We start from the raw sequence: 13,338 nt of genomic DNA on the forward strand, positions 1-13,338 counted from the left end.
ACCGCGCGGGCCGCGGAACGCCGGCCGGTCCGTTCAGCGGGGTTGACGCAGTCCGGCCACCAGGAGCGCGACCAGTGCGCGTGCGTCGTAGCGGGGGTCGCTCTCGGCGCCGATGCAGAGGTTTCCGACCCCGCGCATGAGCTGGTAGGCGGTGAGGCCGGGGCGGATCTCGCCGGAGGCGGCGGCCGCGTCGAGGAGCTGGGTGCACACCGGCACCAGACGGTCCAGGAAGTAGGCGTGCAGCGTCTCGAAGCCGGCGCTGTCGGTCTGCATGGCGGCGGCCAGGCCGTGTTTGGTGACCAGGAAGTCGACGAACTGGTCGATCCAGGCGGCGAGGGCGGCGTGCGGTGACGGGCTGCTCGTGAGCAGGGCGGGGCCGGCCTGCGCGCAGGCGTCGACCTGGTGCCGGTAGACCGCGACGATCAGATCCGCCCGGGTGGGGAAGTGCCGGTAGATCGTGCCCATCCCGACGCCGGCCTCGGCGGCGATCGCACGCACCGGGGCGTCCACGCCCGAGGTCACGAAGACCGCGGCCGCCGCGTCCAGCAGGGCCTGCTGATTGCGCCGGGCGTCCTTGCGCCTGGAGCCGGCCGCGCTTCCCGCGCCCTGGCCGCCGTCGTTCACCCGATTCTCCTTCCCCAGCCCACCTTGCAAAGCGGAACAACGCTCCGTATCGTTAACGGAGCGACGTTCCGGTTCAGCCATGATGGCAGACCGCGGGGTCCCGCGCGAGCGCGTCCGTGCCCGGCGTCGCACACCGAGCCCTTGATGGAAGGCACCTCCATGTCCGACTCGAACAGCGGGCACGCGCCCACCACCGTCGTCTCCGCGAAGCCGGTCGTCCTGCCCGCCCCGGGCCGCGGCGAGGACCTCCAGGTCCGCGTCTCCGCCCCCGCGACCGGCGACGGCCTGCCCGTCGTCGTCCTGTCGCACGGCTTCGGCTCGTCGATGAACGGCTACGCCCCGCTCGCGGACCACTGGGCCGCGCACGGTTTCGTGGTCGTCCAGCCGACCCACCTCGACTCACGAACGCTCGGCATCCCCGCCGAGGATCCCCGTACGCCACGGATCTGGCGCCTGCGCATCGAGGACCTGACCCGCGCGCTGGACGGGCTCGACACCCTGGAAGCCGCCGTTCCGGGTCTCGCCGGGCGCGTCGACCGGGACCGCGTCGCCGTGGCCGGCCACTCCTGGGGAGCACAGACGGCGAGCACGCTGCTGGGCGCCCGGGTCCTCGGCTCCGACGGCACTCCCGGCGAGGACCTGTCCGACCCCCGGGTCAAGGCCGGTGTGCTGCTGGCGCTGACGGGCCTGGGCGACGACCTGACCCCGTTCGCCGCCGAGCACTTCCCCTTCATGCGGCCGTCCTTCGACAGCATGACCACACCGGCCCTCCTTGTCGCCGGCGACAAGGACCAGTCGCGTCTCTCCACGCGCGGACCGGACTGGTTCACCGACCCCTACGCCTACAGCCCCGGGCCCAAGAGCCTGCTCACCCTCTTCGGCGCGGAGCACTCACTGGGCGGCATCGCCGGCCACGAGGCCGCCGAGACGACGGACGAGAGCCCCGCCCGCGTCGCCCTGATCCAGCGCCTCACCACGGCCTTCCTGCACAGCGCCCTGCACGGCGACGACACCGGCTGGAAGGCGGCGGCCACCGCGCTGGAGGACGACCCCGAGCCGCTGGGTGAGCTGCGGAGCAAGTGATGAACCCGCCCCGGACCCGGCCCACCCGCAATGACCCGAACCACCATGGAAAGGAAGGGCGATGATCCTCGTCACCGGAGGCCTCGGCTTCATCGGATCCCACACCGTGCGAGCGCTGCTCGACCAGGGCGAGGAGTGCGTCGTGGTCCAGCGCCGCCCCCGCGAGCTCCCGGCGGTACTCGCGGGGGCCCGGGTGGCCGTGGAGCGGGCGGACGTCACCGATCGCGACGCCCTGCTCGCGATCGGCCGCCGCCACGACATCACGGGCATCGTGCACCTGGCCGGGTCCCACCCCTGGCCGCCCGTCCCCGAGGCCCCGGTGGAGGCGACCCGGCAGGCGCTCGGCGGACTGCTCAACATCGTGGAGGCGGCCCAGGAATGGGGCGTACGGCGGCTCGGCGTCGCCAGCACGATCGGGGTCTACTTCGGCGCGGCGACCGACGGGCCACTGCGCGAGGACGCTCCGCTGTCGATGAGCGCGGGCGTCTCGATCCCCACCTTCAAGAAGGTCGGCGAACTGCTGGGCGGCTTCCTCGCCGACACCACGGGGCTCGACATCGTGAACTACCGCGTCTCCGGCACCTGGGGCCCGCTCGGCCACGCCGATCCGTTCTTCGCCGCGCCCGCGCTCGTCCACGCCGCCGCGCGCGGTACGGACCCGGACCTGTCGGGCCTCATGGGGCCCGCCTTCACCGACGACGGGCTCGACCTCACCTACGTGAAGGACACCGGGCGCGCACTCGCCCTCCTCCAGCTCGCGGACAGGCTGAACCACCGTACGTACAACGTCGGTTCGGGCCGCCTCACCACCAACGCCATGGTGATCGATGCGATCAGGAAGGCGGTCCCCGACGCCCGGGCCGACCTCCCTGCCGGGGGCGGCGCCACGCACCTGGTCCTCGACATCGGCCGGCTCACGGAGGACACCGGCTACCGGCCGCAGTACGACACCGAACGGGCCGCCGCCGACTACATCGCGTGGCTGCGCGCGGGCCACGAGGTCTGAGCCCGATCCCGGGCCTGGAGGAACTCGGCGGCTAGCACGCCGCCATGCGTGAGCCTCCGTCGGATGATCCTTCGGAGGCTCACGCCGTCCGTCGACAGGCCGACTTCATCGAGGAGACTGAATGCCGCAGCAGGCCATCTACGCGGAAGAGCTCGACTATCTCGTGCGCTATGTCCGCATGGCCCCGCTCTATTTCGTCCCGTTGCGCGACGCGGCCGAGAGAATCGCCGGTTCCGGGAGCAGCGAGACGGAGGTTCAGCAGGTCACCCTGCGGTTGATCGGCGACATGCTCGATCAAGGCGTACGGATCGGCGACATGAGTCCTCGGGACGGCGAAGGCGTCCTTCCCTGGGACCTGAGCAAGGAAGACGCGCTGGCCCGCGTCGCGGATGAGATGACGCGCTACGAAGATCCCGTCGACTTCATCGACATCTGCTGGTTCGGCGTCGACGCGGTGTGAACCCGCTCGTCAGATCCGTGGGCTCCGGGACACGTACGGCACGAAGTCGGCCCAGGCCTTCCGCGTGAGGGCGAGGCGAGGGCTGGTGTCCCGGTACTTGGAGTCCCGGACGTGGATCGTGCCGGGGGCTACCGCGACCTCGACGCAGGAGTCGCCATCAGTGCCGCTGCTGTAGCTGCTCTTGAACCACGCCAGCTCGGAGACGTCCTTGGCCGTCGGCCTGCGGATCACGATTCCCCCAGCAGCTCCGTAACGAACGCCGCCCAGCTCTCGGGCGCGACGACGAGACGAGGGCTGGTGTCGCGGTACTTGGAGTCCCGGACATGGATCGTGCCGGGGGCTACCGCGACCTCGACGCAGGAGTCGCCCTCGCTGCCGCTGCTGTAGCTGCTCTTGAACCACACGAGCTCGGCGGCGTTCCCGGCCGAGGTGTTGCGGATCATGTTTCCCCCAGCAGTTGCTCGATGAAGGCAGACGACTCACGCGGTGTGAGGGCCTGCGCCCGGATGATGCCATACCGCAGTTCCAGAATACGGAGCTGCCTGGGCTCTGACACCGGTCGGCCGTTGGCCACGACTGGCGATCGCCCCACCCCCGAGCCATCGGCGAACTTCAGCACCTCGATCCCGCCGTCCACCCCGGCATGCTCCTCCCGATCCATCGGCATGACTTGGAGCTCGACGTTCCGCAATCGTCCCAGTTCCAGCAGATGTTCGAGCTGGCAACGCAATGCCGCCCTGCCCCCGAGTGGACGCCGCAGCGTCCACTCCTCCAGGACGAAGCTGAGTTCCGGCGCCGGGTCCCGCTCGAACACGGCCTTACGGGCCATGCGCGCCGAGGTGAAGCGCTCCACCTCGTCCTGGGTGTAGGCAGGTCGCCGCATCAGAAGGAGCCCGTGTGCGTACTCCGCCGTCTGCAACAGGCCATGGATGTTGAGCGGATCGTAGAGCTGCAACTCGACTGCCCTGGCCTCCATCTCCCGCAGCGCCCGCACCTTCTTCGGATAGCGGACCCTCTGCACGTCCTCCCAGGTCGCCGCAATGAGCCCACCCGCCCCCAACACCTCGTCGGCCCTGTCCAGATACTCCTGCCGGGGAATCCTCTTCCCGCCCTCGATCTTGTAGACCAGGTCCTCGCCGTACCCCACCGCCGCACCGAACTCGGCGGCCCGCATCCCCACCGCCTCGCGCCGCAGCTTCAGCTGGCGGCCGACGGTCGCGATGACCGCGACACCCCACTCGTCGTCGGGATCCACCTCCCAACCCGGCTCGTCCGCCTCGCCCTTGAGCCGACCCGCGTCCGCCTCGACCGTCATGCCGTACCCCTCCGTCCGTGCCGCCCCTGATGCAGCAGCGCCCTACCCGCGCTCAACGTCCCGACAGCCCGGACACCGCCGGACAAACTCCGGACAGTCACCCGACGCCCCCGCTGAGTCACTGTTCACGGTAGGCACGCGCCACCACGCTGAGTGACGTGAACAAGGAAACCGCCGAACTCGCCACCCCCCTGCGCCACTTCAGCGTGCAGCTCTCCCCGACCCCGCGCGGCGCCCGTCTCGCCCGGCTTCTCGCCACCGAACAACTGCGCAGCTGGGGTCTGCCGTTGGACCCGGCGGCGCACATCGTGGCCGAGCTGGCGTCGAACGCGGTCACGCACGGTCGCGTCCCCGGGCGGGATTTCCTGCTCCACGTCCACGCCGTCGGCGACACGCTCCGTATCGAGGTCACCGACACCCGGGCCGACCGGTTGCCGTACCCCGAACGGCCCGCCGACGACGCGGAGTCGGGCCGTGGGCTCACCATCGTCGACGCGCTGGCCGACCGCTGGGGCGTGATGCCGGGGCTTTCGCCGCGCAAGACGGTCTGGGCCGAGGTCGACCTCTCACCGGAACCCGGGAAACCGTGCTCCGGCGGCACGGGCGGTCTCCCTCAAGGAACAGGAGGGTGAAAGGACCCCACCAAGCCCCACCCCTCCCGCCCGCGGCGCAAACTCACCCAAGCGGGTGAACATCACCAACTCGGCTGGATTCGGGGCAGGTCGCCTGCCTTACGCTCGCCGCAACACAGCCGCAGACATGCAACGGCCCTCGCCGGGACGGCAATCCCAGTGCGAGGGCCTGACCACCAAGGAAGAAAGCCCCTTCCCGATGGATACCGAAAACCCTAGCGCGCCCTCGCGCGCCCAGTCCCGAAACGCGGGCAAAGACCACCCGCAGGCGGGCCTGGTCCACGACCACACCCGCCACACCACCCGCTTCACGGTGATCGGCAACCACCTCGCCCAGCACCCGGAGCTGTCGGCACTCGCCATCGGACTGGCCGTCTACATCCAGTCGCTGCCCACGGGTGCCCGCGCCGACATCAAGAGCCTCGCCGCCCGCTTCCCCGAGGGCACGACCCGCATCTCAGCGGCCCTGCGCGAGCTGGAAGCCCACGGCTACCTGCGCCGCGAACGCCGTCGCACCCCCGCCGGCCACATCGTCACCCGCACGATCTCCTGCAACCAGCCCGGCCACCGCCGACCGGCCGAGCCCCGGCCCGCGGCTCCGAAGCAGCGCGAGAAGCGCACACCCCGCAAGCTCCTGCCCGACGTACCGCGTCCCGCCTACCCGGCCCCCGCCCTGCTCCAGAGCGCCACGGACCTCCTCGCTGACCTCCGCCGCCACGACCCCCGCCTGCTCCTGTCCGTCGACGACACCGCCCACCTCACCCCCGGCGTCGCCGCCTGGCTGGAACGCGACGTCACCCCCGCCGCCGTACGCCACGCCCTGACCACCGACCTGCCACCCGAGCCGCTGTGCCGCCCGGCGGCCCTCCTGGCCCACCGCCTGGCCAGTCGGCTACCGCCCCCGCCCCCGTTCACCCCACCTCCCCCCGTCCGCCACGTCCGGCACCCCCTCCAGACCTGTGACGGCTGCGACCGCGCCTTCCGGGCACCCCACCCCGGCCACTGCCGGGACTGCCGGTCCGATCTCCTGGATGCCGTACGAGACGCGGGATCCAAGCAGAGTCGAGGCAACGCCCAGATGAACGGGGAAAGTCGTAAAAAGGCGCACAACCGTTCCTATGTGCCCCATGTCTGATGCGGATGAGAAGACCGGACTCGCCGGCTCTTCGTCGAACGTGGGGAACACATCATGCGCGTACGCGCCACCGTCGCCGCCCTGTGCGGCGCCCTGGCCTGCACCGCCCTCGTCGCGCCGGCCGCCCAGGCCACGGGGGTCACCGCGAACACCGCGGACACCAAGATCACGCACGTCAGTGTCAACAACGGCAACAACGTGGTCGTCAACCGGATCCAGAAGAAGAGCTTTCCCGTCACCGTGACGGTGAAGGACCCTTCCGGTGTTCAGAAGATGTGGGTCGAGCTCTGGCACGGCACCGACCGGGCGCACGCGGACGGGCGCCTCGCCGGCGTCGCGCCGGGCACCTGCGAGCGGGTCGACGCCGCCACCTCGACCTGCGACTTCACGGTGGTCGCCGACACCCGGACCAACCTGCGCAAGAACTACCTCGCCGGCACCTGGAAGGTGCGCGCGGTCGCCGTCATGGGCGACGGTGACGACTTCCGCCAGGACGTCATCGGCACCGCGCGGGTCCAGCGGGCCACCCAGCTGTGGATCGACGCCTCGCCGGAGCCGGTCAGGAAGGGCAGGCCGCTGGAGGCCACGGGTCAGCTGACGATCGCGAACTGGGAGACGGGCACGAACGTCGGCTACGTCGGGCAGTCGGTCAACCTCCAGTACCGCAAGGCGAGCAGTGGCCCCTTCACCAACCTCAAGGCGGCGAAGTCCGGCAGCAAGGGCTGGCTGAAGACCTCGGCCACGGCCAAGGACGACGGCTTCTACCGCTTCGTGTTCCTCGGCACGTCCAGCACCTCGGCGGCCGGCTCCTCGCTCGACTTCGTCGACGCGAAGTGACCGCCCCGGCGGCGTCCTCGAAAGGGGGCGCCGCCGGTCGCCGTAGCGGCGGAGCGCCCCGCTACGAGTGGCCCAGCTCCGCCGAGTCCTCGTCGGCCATGATCGTCACCGAACCCGAGTCCGGCGCCGGACGCAGCGGGAAGGGGTCGACACGGGTCTCGTCGATCACCGGCGGAGCCGGCCGCGGCGGCGCGGGCATGACCGCCGCCTCGGAGTGCCCGCCGCAGCCGTAGGTCAGGGCGACGACCCGGCCGTCGGCCGGGGAGAACTCGTTGGCGCAGACACCGAAGGCCTGGCCGAGGGAACCGCCGATCGGGGCGAGGAAGCCACAGGTGACGCAGGAGGCGGGGGCCGCCTGGGCCATGGGGGTCTTCGCGCCGAACGACTCCTCCCAGCGGTCCGCGGCGACGTGCAGGCCGTAGCGGGACAGGACGCGGGCGCGGCGCATGCCGAGTTCCTCCGCCACCGCCGCGATCGAGCCCCGGGACGGGGCCACCGGCAGGTTCGCGGGAGTGCCGCCCGTGACCTCGGCGTCCTCCGCCTCCACCAGCTCGGCCATCTCGTGGGAGACGGCGGAGTCGGCCGCCGGCTCGTCCTCACCCGAGTAGCCGGGTTCCAGGCGCAGATCCTCGGCGTCCGTCGGCAGCAGGTCGCCGGGGCCCATGTCGCCGGGGCGCAGCCGCTCGCTCCACGGCACCCACTCGGGCGCGAGCAGCGCGTCCGAGCCGGGGAGCAGGACCACCTCGTCGAGCGTGACGACCTTCGCGCGGGACGCGCGGGCCACCGTCACCGCCCAGCGCCAGCCGCGGTACCCGAGCTCCTTGCACTCGAAGTAGTGCGTGACAACACGGTCGCCCTCGGAGACCAGACCCGAGTGCTCGCCCACGACGCCGGGCGCGGCGGCCTCCTCGGCGGCGCTGCGGGCGAGGTCGAGAGCCTCGGCGCACAGACGGTCGGGGGTGCGGCTTCGCGTTGTCGCTGCGCTCACAGGTATCGCTTCTCTCCTACGCCGTCTCTCGGGTGCGGTCGCCTAAAGGCGGTCGAGCAGACGGAGCGGACCTGTGGGCCGCGTCGACGTCCGCGTCCGAATCGCGCTCGGGCGCACCTACGTCATCCATTGTGCGGGATGGCTGAGATACGCACGCTACCTGTTCGAGAGCGCTGGGCCTACACCGACGGCCCTTTCACCGTGCGCGGCGAGGGGCGGAACCCGTGCCGCCGACCTGAGAGTTGCCTTCGACCAACCTGAGACCTTGCCCATGATGTGCCCCCCATACGCGCCGTAACCGCACTAGCCACCCCCATCTCGGGGCACTATTGCGTCGTGGCAGCCGCGAGGTCGCCCCAGGGCGCCACCGGAGTCGGTGGGGCCAAGGGCGGCCGCAGCCGAGGTGGCGGAACGGGCCGGATGGGCGGCCCCCTCCGCGCGCTCGGCCGTGCCCTGCACTTCCCGGTCACCGGCCCCGCCCGCGGCATCCGCAAGGCCACCCACGCGCAGGGCGCCGGCGAGTCCGGCCTGGGCAAGCTGATCGAGCTGCACGGGGTGAACGGCGCCGGGGACATGATGATCACCGTCGCGCTCGCCTCCACCGTCTTCTTCTCGGTCCCCACCGACGAGGCCCGTGGGCGCGTCGCCCTCTACCTCGGCATCACCATGGCGCCGTTCACGCTCCTCGCCCCGGTGATCGGCCCGCTCCTCGACCGCCTCCCGCACGGCCGCCGCGCGGCGATGGCCGGCGCGATGCTCGCGCGGGCGCTGCTCGCCCTGGTCCTGTCCAGCGCGGTCGTCAGCGGCGACCTCCAGCTCTATCCGGCCGCGCTCGGGGTGCTGGTCGCCTCGAAGGCGTACGGGGTGGTCAGAAGTGCCGTCGTGCCCCGTCTGCTGCCGCCCCGCTTCTCCCTCGTGAAGGCGAACTCGCGGGTCACTCTCGGCGGGCTGCTCGCCACCGGCATCGCCGCGCCCATCGGGGCGGGGTTGCAGGCGATCGGGCCGCGCTGGCCGCTCTACGGCGCCTTCGTGATCTTCATCGCCGGTACGTTCCTGTCCTTCACGCTGCCGCACAAGGTCGACTCGGCCAAGGGCGAGGACCGCGCGCTGCTGGCGGCCGACGAACAGCATCTGCACGGGCCGCACCGGCAGCCCGTCAAGCGTCCCGGGCTGCGTACGGTCGGCATCGCCGTCACCCACGCCCTGGGCGCGAACGCCGCCCTGCGCTGTCTGTCCGGCTTCCTGATCTTCTTCCTGGCGTTCCTGCTGCGCGAGCACCCGATGTCCGGGCAGAGCGCCGCCGTGTCCCTGGGCATCGTCGCCGTGTCGGCCGGGGTCGGCAACGCGCTCGGTACGGCCGTCGGGGCCTGGCTCAGATCCCGGGCGCCGGAGATCATCATCGTGACCGTGGTGGGCTTCGTGCTGGCCGTGGCGATCACGGCGGCGGCCTTCTTCGGCGCGGTCGTGGTGGCCTGTCTGGCGGCGGCGGCCGGGTTCGCGCAGGCGCTGGCCAAGCTGTCGCTGGACGCGCTGATCCAGCGGGACGTGCCGGAGCTGGTCCGTACGTCGGCGTTCGCGCGCTCCGAGACGCTGCTCCAGATGTCCTGGGTGCTCGGCGGCGCGGTCGGCATCGTGCTGCCGCTGCGGGGCTCGCTGGGCCTGCTCGTCGGGGCCGCGATCGTCGCGGCCGGCTGGCTGGCCACCGTCAAGGGACTGATCAGCTCGGCCCGGCACGGCGGCCACGCCCGGCCCCGTGTCGCATGACGTCCACGTGACCTACGGCACGCCGCCCCCGCGTGGGGAGCCGGTCACACCCGCCCGATAGCCTTCGCCCATGACCACGCTGCAATCCGTTGTGCGACGCCGCCGCGCCGTCGCCGCCGCCGGCGCCGTTTCCGCCGGACTGCTCGTCCTGTCGGCCTGCGACAAGCCGACGCCGCTGGCCACCGTCACCGTCGGCACCGCCTCCGTCCACTCCGAGGCCACGTGCGGCGGTGAGGGCGACACGCTGAAGACCACGGACCTCGCGAAGTGCCTGAAGGACAAGGGCATCGAGTCCATCAAGGTGGACCCGGACGACACCGTGCGCTTCGGTGTCGACCCGGAGATCGCGGACGAGGGCTGGACCATCCTCATGAACGGCCAGCCGCTCACCGACTCCAGCACCAAGACCTACCGCACCGTCCCGGGCAGCGTGTTCTTCAACGCCCAGTACGGCGCCAGCGGCAACTCCACGCTGGTCTCCATCAAGGAGGGCGAGCAGGACATCACCGGCCTGTGGTCCTTCAAGCTCGAGAAGGACAGCTGACCACGTCCGCTGCCCATGTCCTCGTCGCCACCGCCGTCCCCGCCGAGCGGGACGCGGTGGCGCGGGCGCTCGCTGAACGGCCCGGCGTCGACGTGATCGCCGCCGGCGTCGGCCCCGCGCTCGCCGCCGCGGCCACCGCCACCGCCCTCACCCGGGCCGCCCTCGCAGGCACCCCGTACGACCTGGTCGTCTCCGCGGGCATCGCGGGCGGCTTCGCGCCCCACGCGCCCGTCGGCTCCCTCGTCGTCGCCGACGAGATCACCGCGGCCGACCTCGGCGCGGAGACCCCCGACGGATTTGTGCCGGTCACCGACCTGGGCTTCGGCACCGTCACCCACCGTCCGCCGGAAACACTCGTACGAGAAGCCGCGCACGCCACCGGCGCACGCCTCGGCGCGGTCCTCACCGTCTCGACCGTGACCGGCACCGCCGTCCGTGCCGCCCGGCTGCGGGAGCGCCACCCCACGGCCCTCGCCGAAGCCATGGAGGGCTTCGGTGTCGCGGAAGCCGCCGCGGCGCACGACACGCCCGTACTGGAGCTGCGCGCGATCTCCAACCCCGTGGGCCCCCGTGACCGGGCCGCCTGGCGCATCGGCGACGCGCTGGCCGCCCTCGCAGAGGGCTTCGGGAAGCTCGCGCCCGTACTGGAGAGTTGGAACCCACATGACCCGCATGACCGGTGAGCCGCTGAAGATCGCGTACTCCCCCTGCCCGAACGACACCTTCGTCTTCGACGCCCTCGCCCACGGCCGCGTCCCCGGCGCCCCCGCGCTCGACGTCACCTTCGCGGACATCGACATCACCAACGGCATGGCCGAGCGCGGCGAGTACGACGTGCTGAAGGTGTCGTACGCCGTGCTGCCGTACGTCCTCGACGAGTACGCGCTGCTGCCGTGCGGGGGCGCGCTGGGCCGGGGGTGCGGCCCGCTGGTGCTGACGCGGGAGGAGGGGGTCGATCTCACCGGCCGTACGGTCGCGGTGCCGAGCGAGAAGTCGACGGCGTATCTGCTGTTCCGCCTCTGGGCGGCGGACACGGTTCCCTCCGGCGTCGGCGAGATCGTGGTCATGCCGTTCCACGAGATCATGCCGGCCGTGCGGGACGGGAAGGTCGACGCGGGTCTCGTCATCCACGAGGCACGCTTCACGTACCAGAACTACGGGCTGCACAAGCTCGCCGACATGGGCGAGCACTGGGAGAACACCACCGGGCTGCCGATCCCGCTGGGCGCGATCATCGCGAAGAGGTCCCTGGGCGCGGCCGGGCTGAGCCAGCTCGCCGAGTCGATCACTACGTCCGTCCGGTCCGCCTGGGACGACCCCGAGGCCTCCCGCCCCTACGTCATGGAGCACGCCCAGGAGATGGACCCGGCCGTCGCCGACCAGCACATCGGGCTGTACGTCAACGAGTTCACCGCCGGCCTCGGCGAGGACGGCTACGCCGCGGTGCGGGGGCTGCTCACACGTGCGGCGGCCGAGGGGCTGCTGCCGCCCCTCGGCCCGGATGCGTTGAATTTCCCGTGACCGGGACTTGCGGTACTCAGACGTCGAGCTGGTCGGCGACCGCCCGGAGCAGACCGGCGATCTTCTTGCCGGAGGTCTTCTCGGGGTAACGGCCCTTTTCGAGCATCGGCGTGATGTTCTCCAGGAGGGTCGTCAGATCCTGGACGATCGACGCCAGCTCGTCCGGCTTCTTGCGCTGGGCGGCCGCGACGGACGGGGTGGGGTCGAGAATGGTGACCGACAGTGCCTGGTCACCGCGCTGACCGGCGACGACACCGAACTCCACTCGCTGTCCCGGCTTGAGTACGTCGACTCCGGCGGGGAGGACCGAGGAATGGACGAAGACGTCACCGCCGTCGTCGCGGGAGAGAAAGCCGAAGCCCTTCTCGCTGTTGAACCACTTGACCTTGCCGGTAGGCACGTCTGTCCTCGTCCTCGTACTCGTCGGAAAACTGCTTCTGAAAACGGCTCTTGATAGCACTACAGCGGGTCGACCTCGACCCGCCGGTACCAAGGCTAATGGTCCCCGGGCGGGTGACAAGACGTCGCCCGGCTGTTCCCTCGGGCAGGGAACTACCCTGGTCCGGTGCGTGACAAAACCCAAACGAATTCCGCCGCTCCCGGTGACCGACTGATCCGTGCCGGTGCGGTCGTGTTCTTCATCGGTGCCGTGGCCACTTTGGTCACAGTGGCCCCGTTCCTCCTCGGTGCGACGCCCTTTCCGACGTACATGTTCGGATTGAGCATGCTGATGGGCGTCGGATTCCTCGTCGCCGGCGCGGGAGTTCTCCGCTCGGTCGCGGCGGGGCGGCGTCAGGCGCGTGGCGTCTCGCGGTAGTCGGCGAGCCAGGCCGGGAACTCCGTCAGGTCGGCGAGGACCACGTCCGCGCCGAGCGCGGCCAGCTGATCGGCGCCGAACGGCCCGGTCGCCACGGTGACCGACAGGGCGTGGGCCGCGCGGGCGGCGCGTATGTCGCCCTCGTGGTCCCCGACGTAGACGCCCGCGTCGTACTCGCGCAGCGCGGCGGCCTTCTGCTCGGCCCACAGGTCGCCGACGACCGCGTCGGGCTCGATACCGAGGTGCTCCAGGTGCAGCTTGGCGTTCGGCTCGTACTTGGCGGTGACGACGATCGCGCGTCCGCCCGCGTCCCGCACGGCGGCGATGGCCTCGCGGGCGCCGGGCAGCGCGGGCGTGGCGGCGATGGCGATGCTCGGGTACATCTCGCGGTACAGGTCCGCCATGGCCGCGATCCGCTCCGCCGGGAACCAGTTGATCAGCTCCTCCTCCAGCGGGGGCCCGAGGCGGGTGATCGCGAGGTCGGCGTCGATGGGGGTTCCCGTGCGCTCGGCGAGGGCCGTGTAGCAGGCGTGGATGCCGGGGCGGGAGTCGATGAGGGTCATGTCGAGGTCGAAGCCGACGGTGAGTGCCATATGGGTCATTGTGCCGCCC

18 protein-coding genes are annotated in these 13,338 nt (G+C 71.4%); 11 read left to right on the plus strand and 7 right to left on the minus strand.

The genetic code is table 11. The features are described 5' to 3' along the window. Positions 1-33: 33 nt before the first annotated feature. The gene (locus tag ACIQWG_RS34530; RefSeq protein ID WP_404102926.1) at positions 34-624 is read right to left on the minus strand and encodes a TetR/AcrR family transcriptional regulator; all 591 of its coding nucleotides are present in this window, start codon (positions 622-624) and stop codon (positions 34-36) included. Positions 625-783: 159 nt separating this feature from the next. Here ACIQWG_RS34530 and ACIQWG_RS34535 point away from each other — a divergent pair, with 159 nt between their 5' ends. The 3 genes from ACIQWG_RS34535 to ACIQWG_RS34545 all read left to right on the plus strand — a co-directional run bounded on the left by ACIQWG_RS34535 (position 784) and on the right by ACIQWG_RS34545 (position 3,173). Further along, positions 784-1,707, plus strand: coding sequence for an alpha/beta hydrolase family protein (locus ACIQWG_RS34535; RefSeq protein WP_404102929.1), 924 nt, complete (start codon positions 784-786; stop codon positions 1,705-1,707). Positions 1,708-1,768: 61 nt separating this feature from the next. After that, positions 1,769-2,713, plus strand: coding sequence for an NAD-dependent epimerase/dehydratase family protein (locus ACIQWG_RS34540; protein ID WP_404102931.1), 945 nt, complete (start codon positions 1,769-1,771; stop codon positions 2,711-2,713). Between the two features lie 121 nt (positions 2,714-2,834). Next, on the plus strand, positions 2,835-3,173 hold the full coding sequence (locus ACIQWG_RS34545; protein ID WP_404102934.1) for a hypothetical protein: 339 nt from the start codon (positions 2,835-2,837) through the stop codon (positions 3,171-3,173). Positions 3,174-3,182: 9 nt separating this feature from the next. Here ACIQWG_RS34545 and ACIQWG_RS34550 read toward each other — a convergent pair whose 3' ends face one another. Genes ACIQWG_RS34550 through ACIQWG_RS34560 form a run of 3 tightly spaced genes read right to left on the minus strand, consistent with a single transcriptional unit; the run spans position 3,183 to position 4,488 of the window. Continuing rightward, entirely contained in the window at positions 3,183-3,404 is a 222-nt protein-coding gene (locus ACIQWG_RS34550) for a DUF397 domain-containing protein (protein WP_404102937.1), read from the minus strand. Continuing rightward, entirely contained in the window at positions 3,401-3,616 is a 216-nt protein-coding gene (locus tag ACIQWG_RS34555) for a DUF397 domain-containing protein (RefSeq protein ID WP_404102940.1), read from the minus strand. The genes ACIQWG_RS34550 and ACIQWG_RS34555 overlap by 4 nt, the downstream gene beginning before the upstream one ends. Further along, positions 3,613-4,488, minus strand: a complete 876-nt coding sequence (locus ACIQWG_RS34560) for a helix-turn-helix domain-containing protein (RefSeq protein ID WP_404102943.1) — start codon at positions 4,486-4,488, stop codon at positions 3,613-3,615. Before ACIQWG_RS34560 ends, ACIQWG_RS34555 begins: the two co-directional genes overlap by 4 nt. A 158-nt stretch (positions 4,489-4,646) precedes the next feature. Here ACIQWG_RS34560 and ACIQWG_RS34565 point away from each other — a divergent pair, with 158 nt between their 5' ends. From ACIQWG_RS34565 to ACIQWG_RS34575, 3 genes are all read left to right on the plus strand, one after another. Further along, positions 4,647-5,120 (plus strand): ATP-binding protein, encoded by a 474-nt coding sequence (locus ACIQWG_RS34565; protein ID WP_404102946.1) that lies wholly within the window; start codon positions 4,647-4,649, stop codon positions 5,118-5,120. A 199-nt stretch (positions 5,121-5,319) separates the two neighbouring features. Then, complete coding sequence (locus tag ACIQWG_RS34570) at positions 5,320-6,255, plus strand: helix-turn-helix domain-containing protein (protein ID WP_404102949.1); 936 nt, start codon at positions 5,320-5,322, stop codon at positions 6,253-6,255. Positions 6,256-6,309: 54 nt separating this feature from the next. Continuing rightward, positions 6,310-7,092: a DUF5707 domain-containing protein gene (locus tag ACIQWG_RS34575; protein WP_404102952.1), complete on the plus strand. Its 783-nt coding sequence runs from the start codon at positions 6,310-6,312 to the stop codon at positions 7,090-7,092. Positions 7,093-7,153: 61 nt separating this feature from the next. Here the strand turns inward: ACIQWG_RS34575 and ACIQWG_RS34580 are convergent, their stop codons facing one another. Then, a complete protein-coding gene (locus ACIQWG_RS34580; RefSeq protein WP_404102955.1) occupies positions 7,154-8,080 on the minus strand; it encodes a DUF3027 domain-containing protein in 927 nt (308 codons plus the stop codon). 336 nt (positions 8,081-8,416) lie between these two features. Here ACIQWG_RS34580 and ACIQWG_RS34585 point away from each other — a divergent pair, with 336 nt between their 5' ends. From ACIQWG_RS34585 to ACIQWG_RS34600, 4 genes are all read left to right on the plus strand, one after another. Continuing rightward, positions 8,417-9,844: an MFS transporter gene (locus ACIQWG_RS34585; RefSeq protein ID WP_404102957.1), complete on the plus strand. Its 1,428-nt coding sequence runs from the start codon at positions 8,417-8,419 to the stop codon at positions 9,842-9,844. Between the two features lie 70 nt (positions 9,845-9,914). Further along, positions 9,915-10,388, plus strand: a complete 474-nt coding sequence (locus ACIQWG_RS34590; RefSeq protein ID WP_404102960.1) for a DUF2771 domain-containing protein — start codon at positions 9,915-9,917, stop codon at positions 10,386-10,388. Beyond that, entirely contained in the window at positions 10,358-11,071 is a 714-nt protein-coding gene (locus ACIQWG_RS34595) for a futalosine hydrolase (protein WP_404102963.1), read from the plus strand. The genes ACIQWG_RS34590 and ACIQWG_RS34595 overlap by 31 nt, the downstream gene beginning before the upstream one ends. Continuing rightward, on the plus strand, positions 11,061-11,909 hold the full coding sequence (locus ACIQWG_RS34600; RefSeq protein ID WP_404103513.1) for a 1,4-dihydroxy-6-naphthoate synthase: 849 nt from the start codon (positions 11,061-11,063) through the stop codon (positions 11,907-11,909). Before ACIQWG_RS34595 ends, ACIQWG_RS34600 begins: the two co-directional genes overlap by 11 nt. A gap of 16 nt (positions 11,910-11,925) precedes the next feature. Here ACIQWG_RS34600 and ACIQWG_RS34605 read toward each other — a convergent pair whose 3' ends face one another. Beyond that, the gene (locus ACIQWG_RS34605) at positions 11,926-12,309 is read right to left on the minus strand and encodes a cold-shock protein (RefSeq protein ID WP_404102966.1); all 384 of its coding nucleotides are present in this window, start codon (positions 12,307-12,309) and stop codon (positions 11,926-11,928) included. Between the two features lie 165 nt (positions 12,310-12,474). Here ACIQWG_RS34605 and ACIQWG_RS34610 point away from each other — a divergent pair, with 165 nt between their 5' ends. Then, a complete protein-coding gene (locus ACIQWG_RS34610; RefSeq protein ID WP_404102969.1) occupies positions 12,475-12,726 on the plus strand; it encodes a hypothetical protein in 252 nt (83 codons plus the stop codon). On the opposite strand, the gene ACIQWG_RS34615 is transcribed toward ACIQWG_RS34610, so the two are convergent. Next, positions 12,702-13,328 (minus strand): HAD family hydrolase, encoded by a 627-nt coding sequence (locus ACIQWG_RS34615; protein WP_404102972.1) that lies wholly within the window; start codon positions 13,326-13,328, stop codon positions 12,702-12,704. The genes ACIQWG_RS34610 and ACIQWG_RS34615 overlap by 25 nt on opposite strands. Between the last annotated feature and the right edge of the window lie 10 nt (positions 13,329-13,338).

The organism is Streptomyces sp. NPDC098781 (assembly GCF_044759995.1).
Lineage (GTDB): Bacteria > Actinomycetota > Actinomycetes > Streptomycetales > Streptomycetaceae > Streptomyces.

Coding starts and splice junctions, on each gene's coding strand:
- ACIQWG_RS34575 (WP_404102952.1), top strand. CDS start 6,310: ATGCGCGTACGCGCCACCGTCGCCGCCCTGTGCGGCGCCCTGGCCTGC.
- ACIQWG_RS34555 (WP_404102940.1), bottom strand. CDS start 3,616: ATGATCCGCAACACCTCGGCCGGGAACGCCGCCGAGCTCGTGTGGTTC.
- ACIQWG_RS34540 (WP_404102931.1), top strand. CDS start 1,769: ATGATCCTCGTCACCGGAGGCCTCGGCTTCATCGGATCCCACACCGTG.
- ACIQWG_RS34615 (WP_404102972.1), bottom strand. CDS start 13,328: ATGACCCATATGGCACTCACCGTCGGCTTCGACCTCGACATGACCCTC.
- ACIQWG_RS34600 (WP_404103513.1), top strand. CDS start 11,061: ATGACCGGTGAGCCGCTGAAGATCGCGTACTCCCCCTGCCCGAACGAC.
- ACIQWG_RS34590 (WP_404102960.1), top strand. CDS start 9,915: ATGACCACGCTGCAATCCGTTGTGCGACGCCGCCGCGCCGTCGCCGCC.
- ACIQWG_RS34535 (WP_404102929.1), top strand. CDS start 784: ATGTCCGACTCGAACAGCGGGCACGCGCCCACCACCGTCGTCTCCGCG.
- ACIQWG_RS34545 (WP_404102934.1), top strand. CDS start 2,835: ATGCCGCAGCAGGCCATCTACGCGGAAGAGCTCGACTATCTCGTGCGC.
- ACIQWG_RS34570 (WP_404102949.1), top strand. CDS start 5,320: ATGGATACCGAAAACCCTAGCGCGCCCTCGCGCGCCCAGTCCCGAAAC.
- ACIQWG_RS34560 (WP_404102943.1), bottom strand. CDS start 4,488: ATGACGGTCGAGGCGGACGCGGGTCGGCTCAAGGGCGAGGCGGACGAG.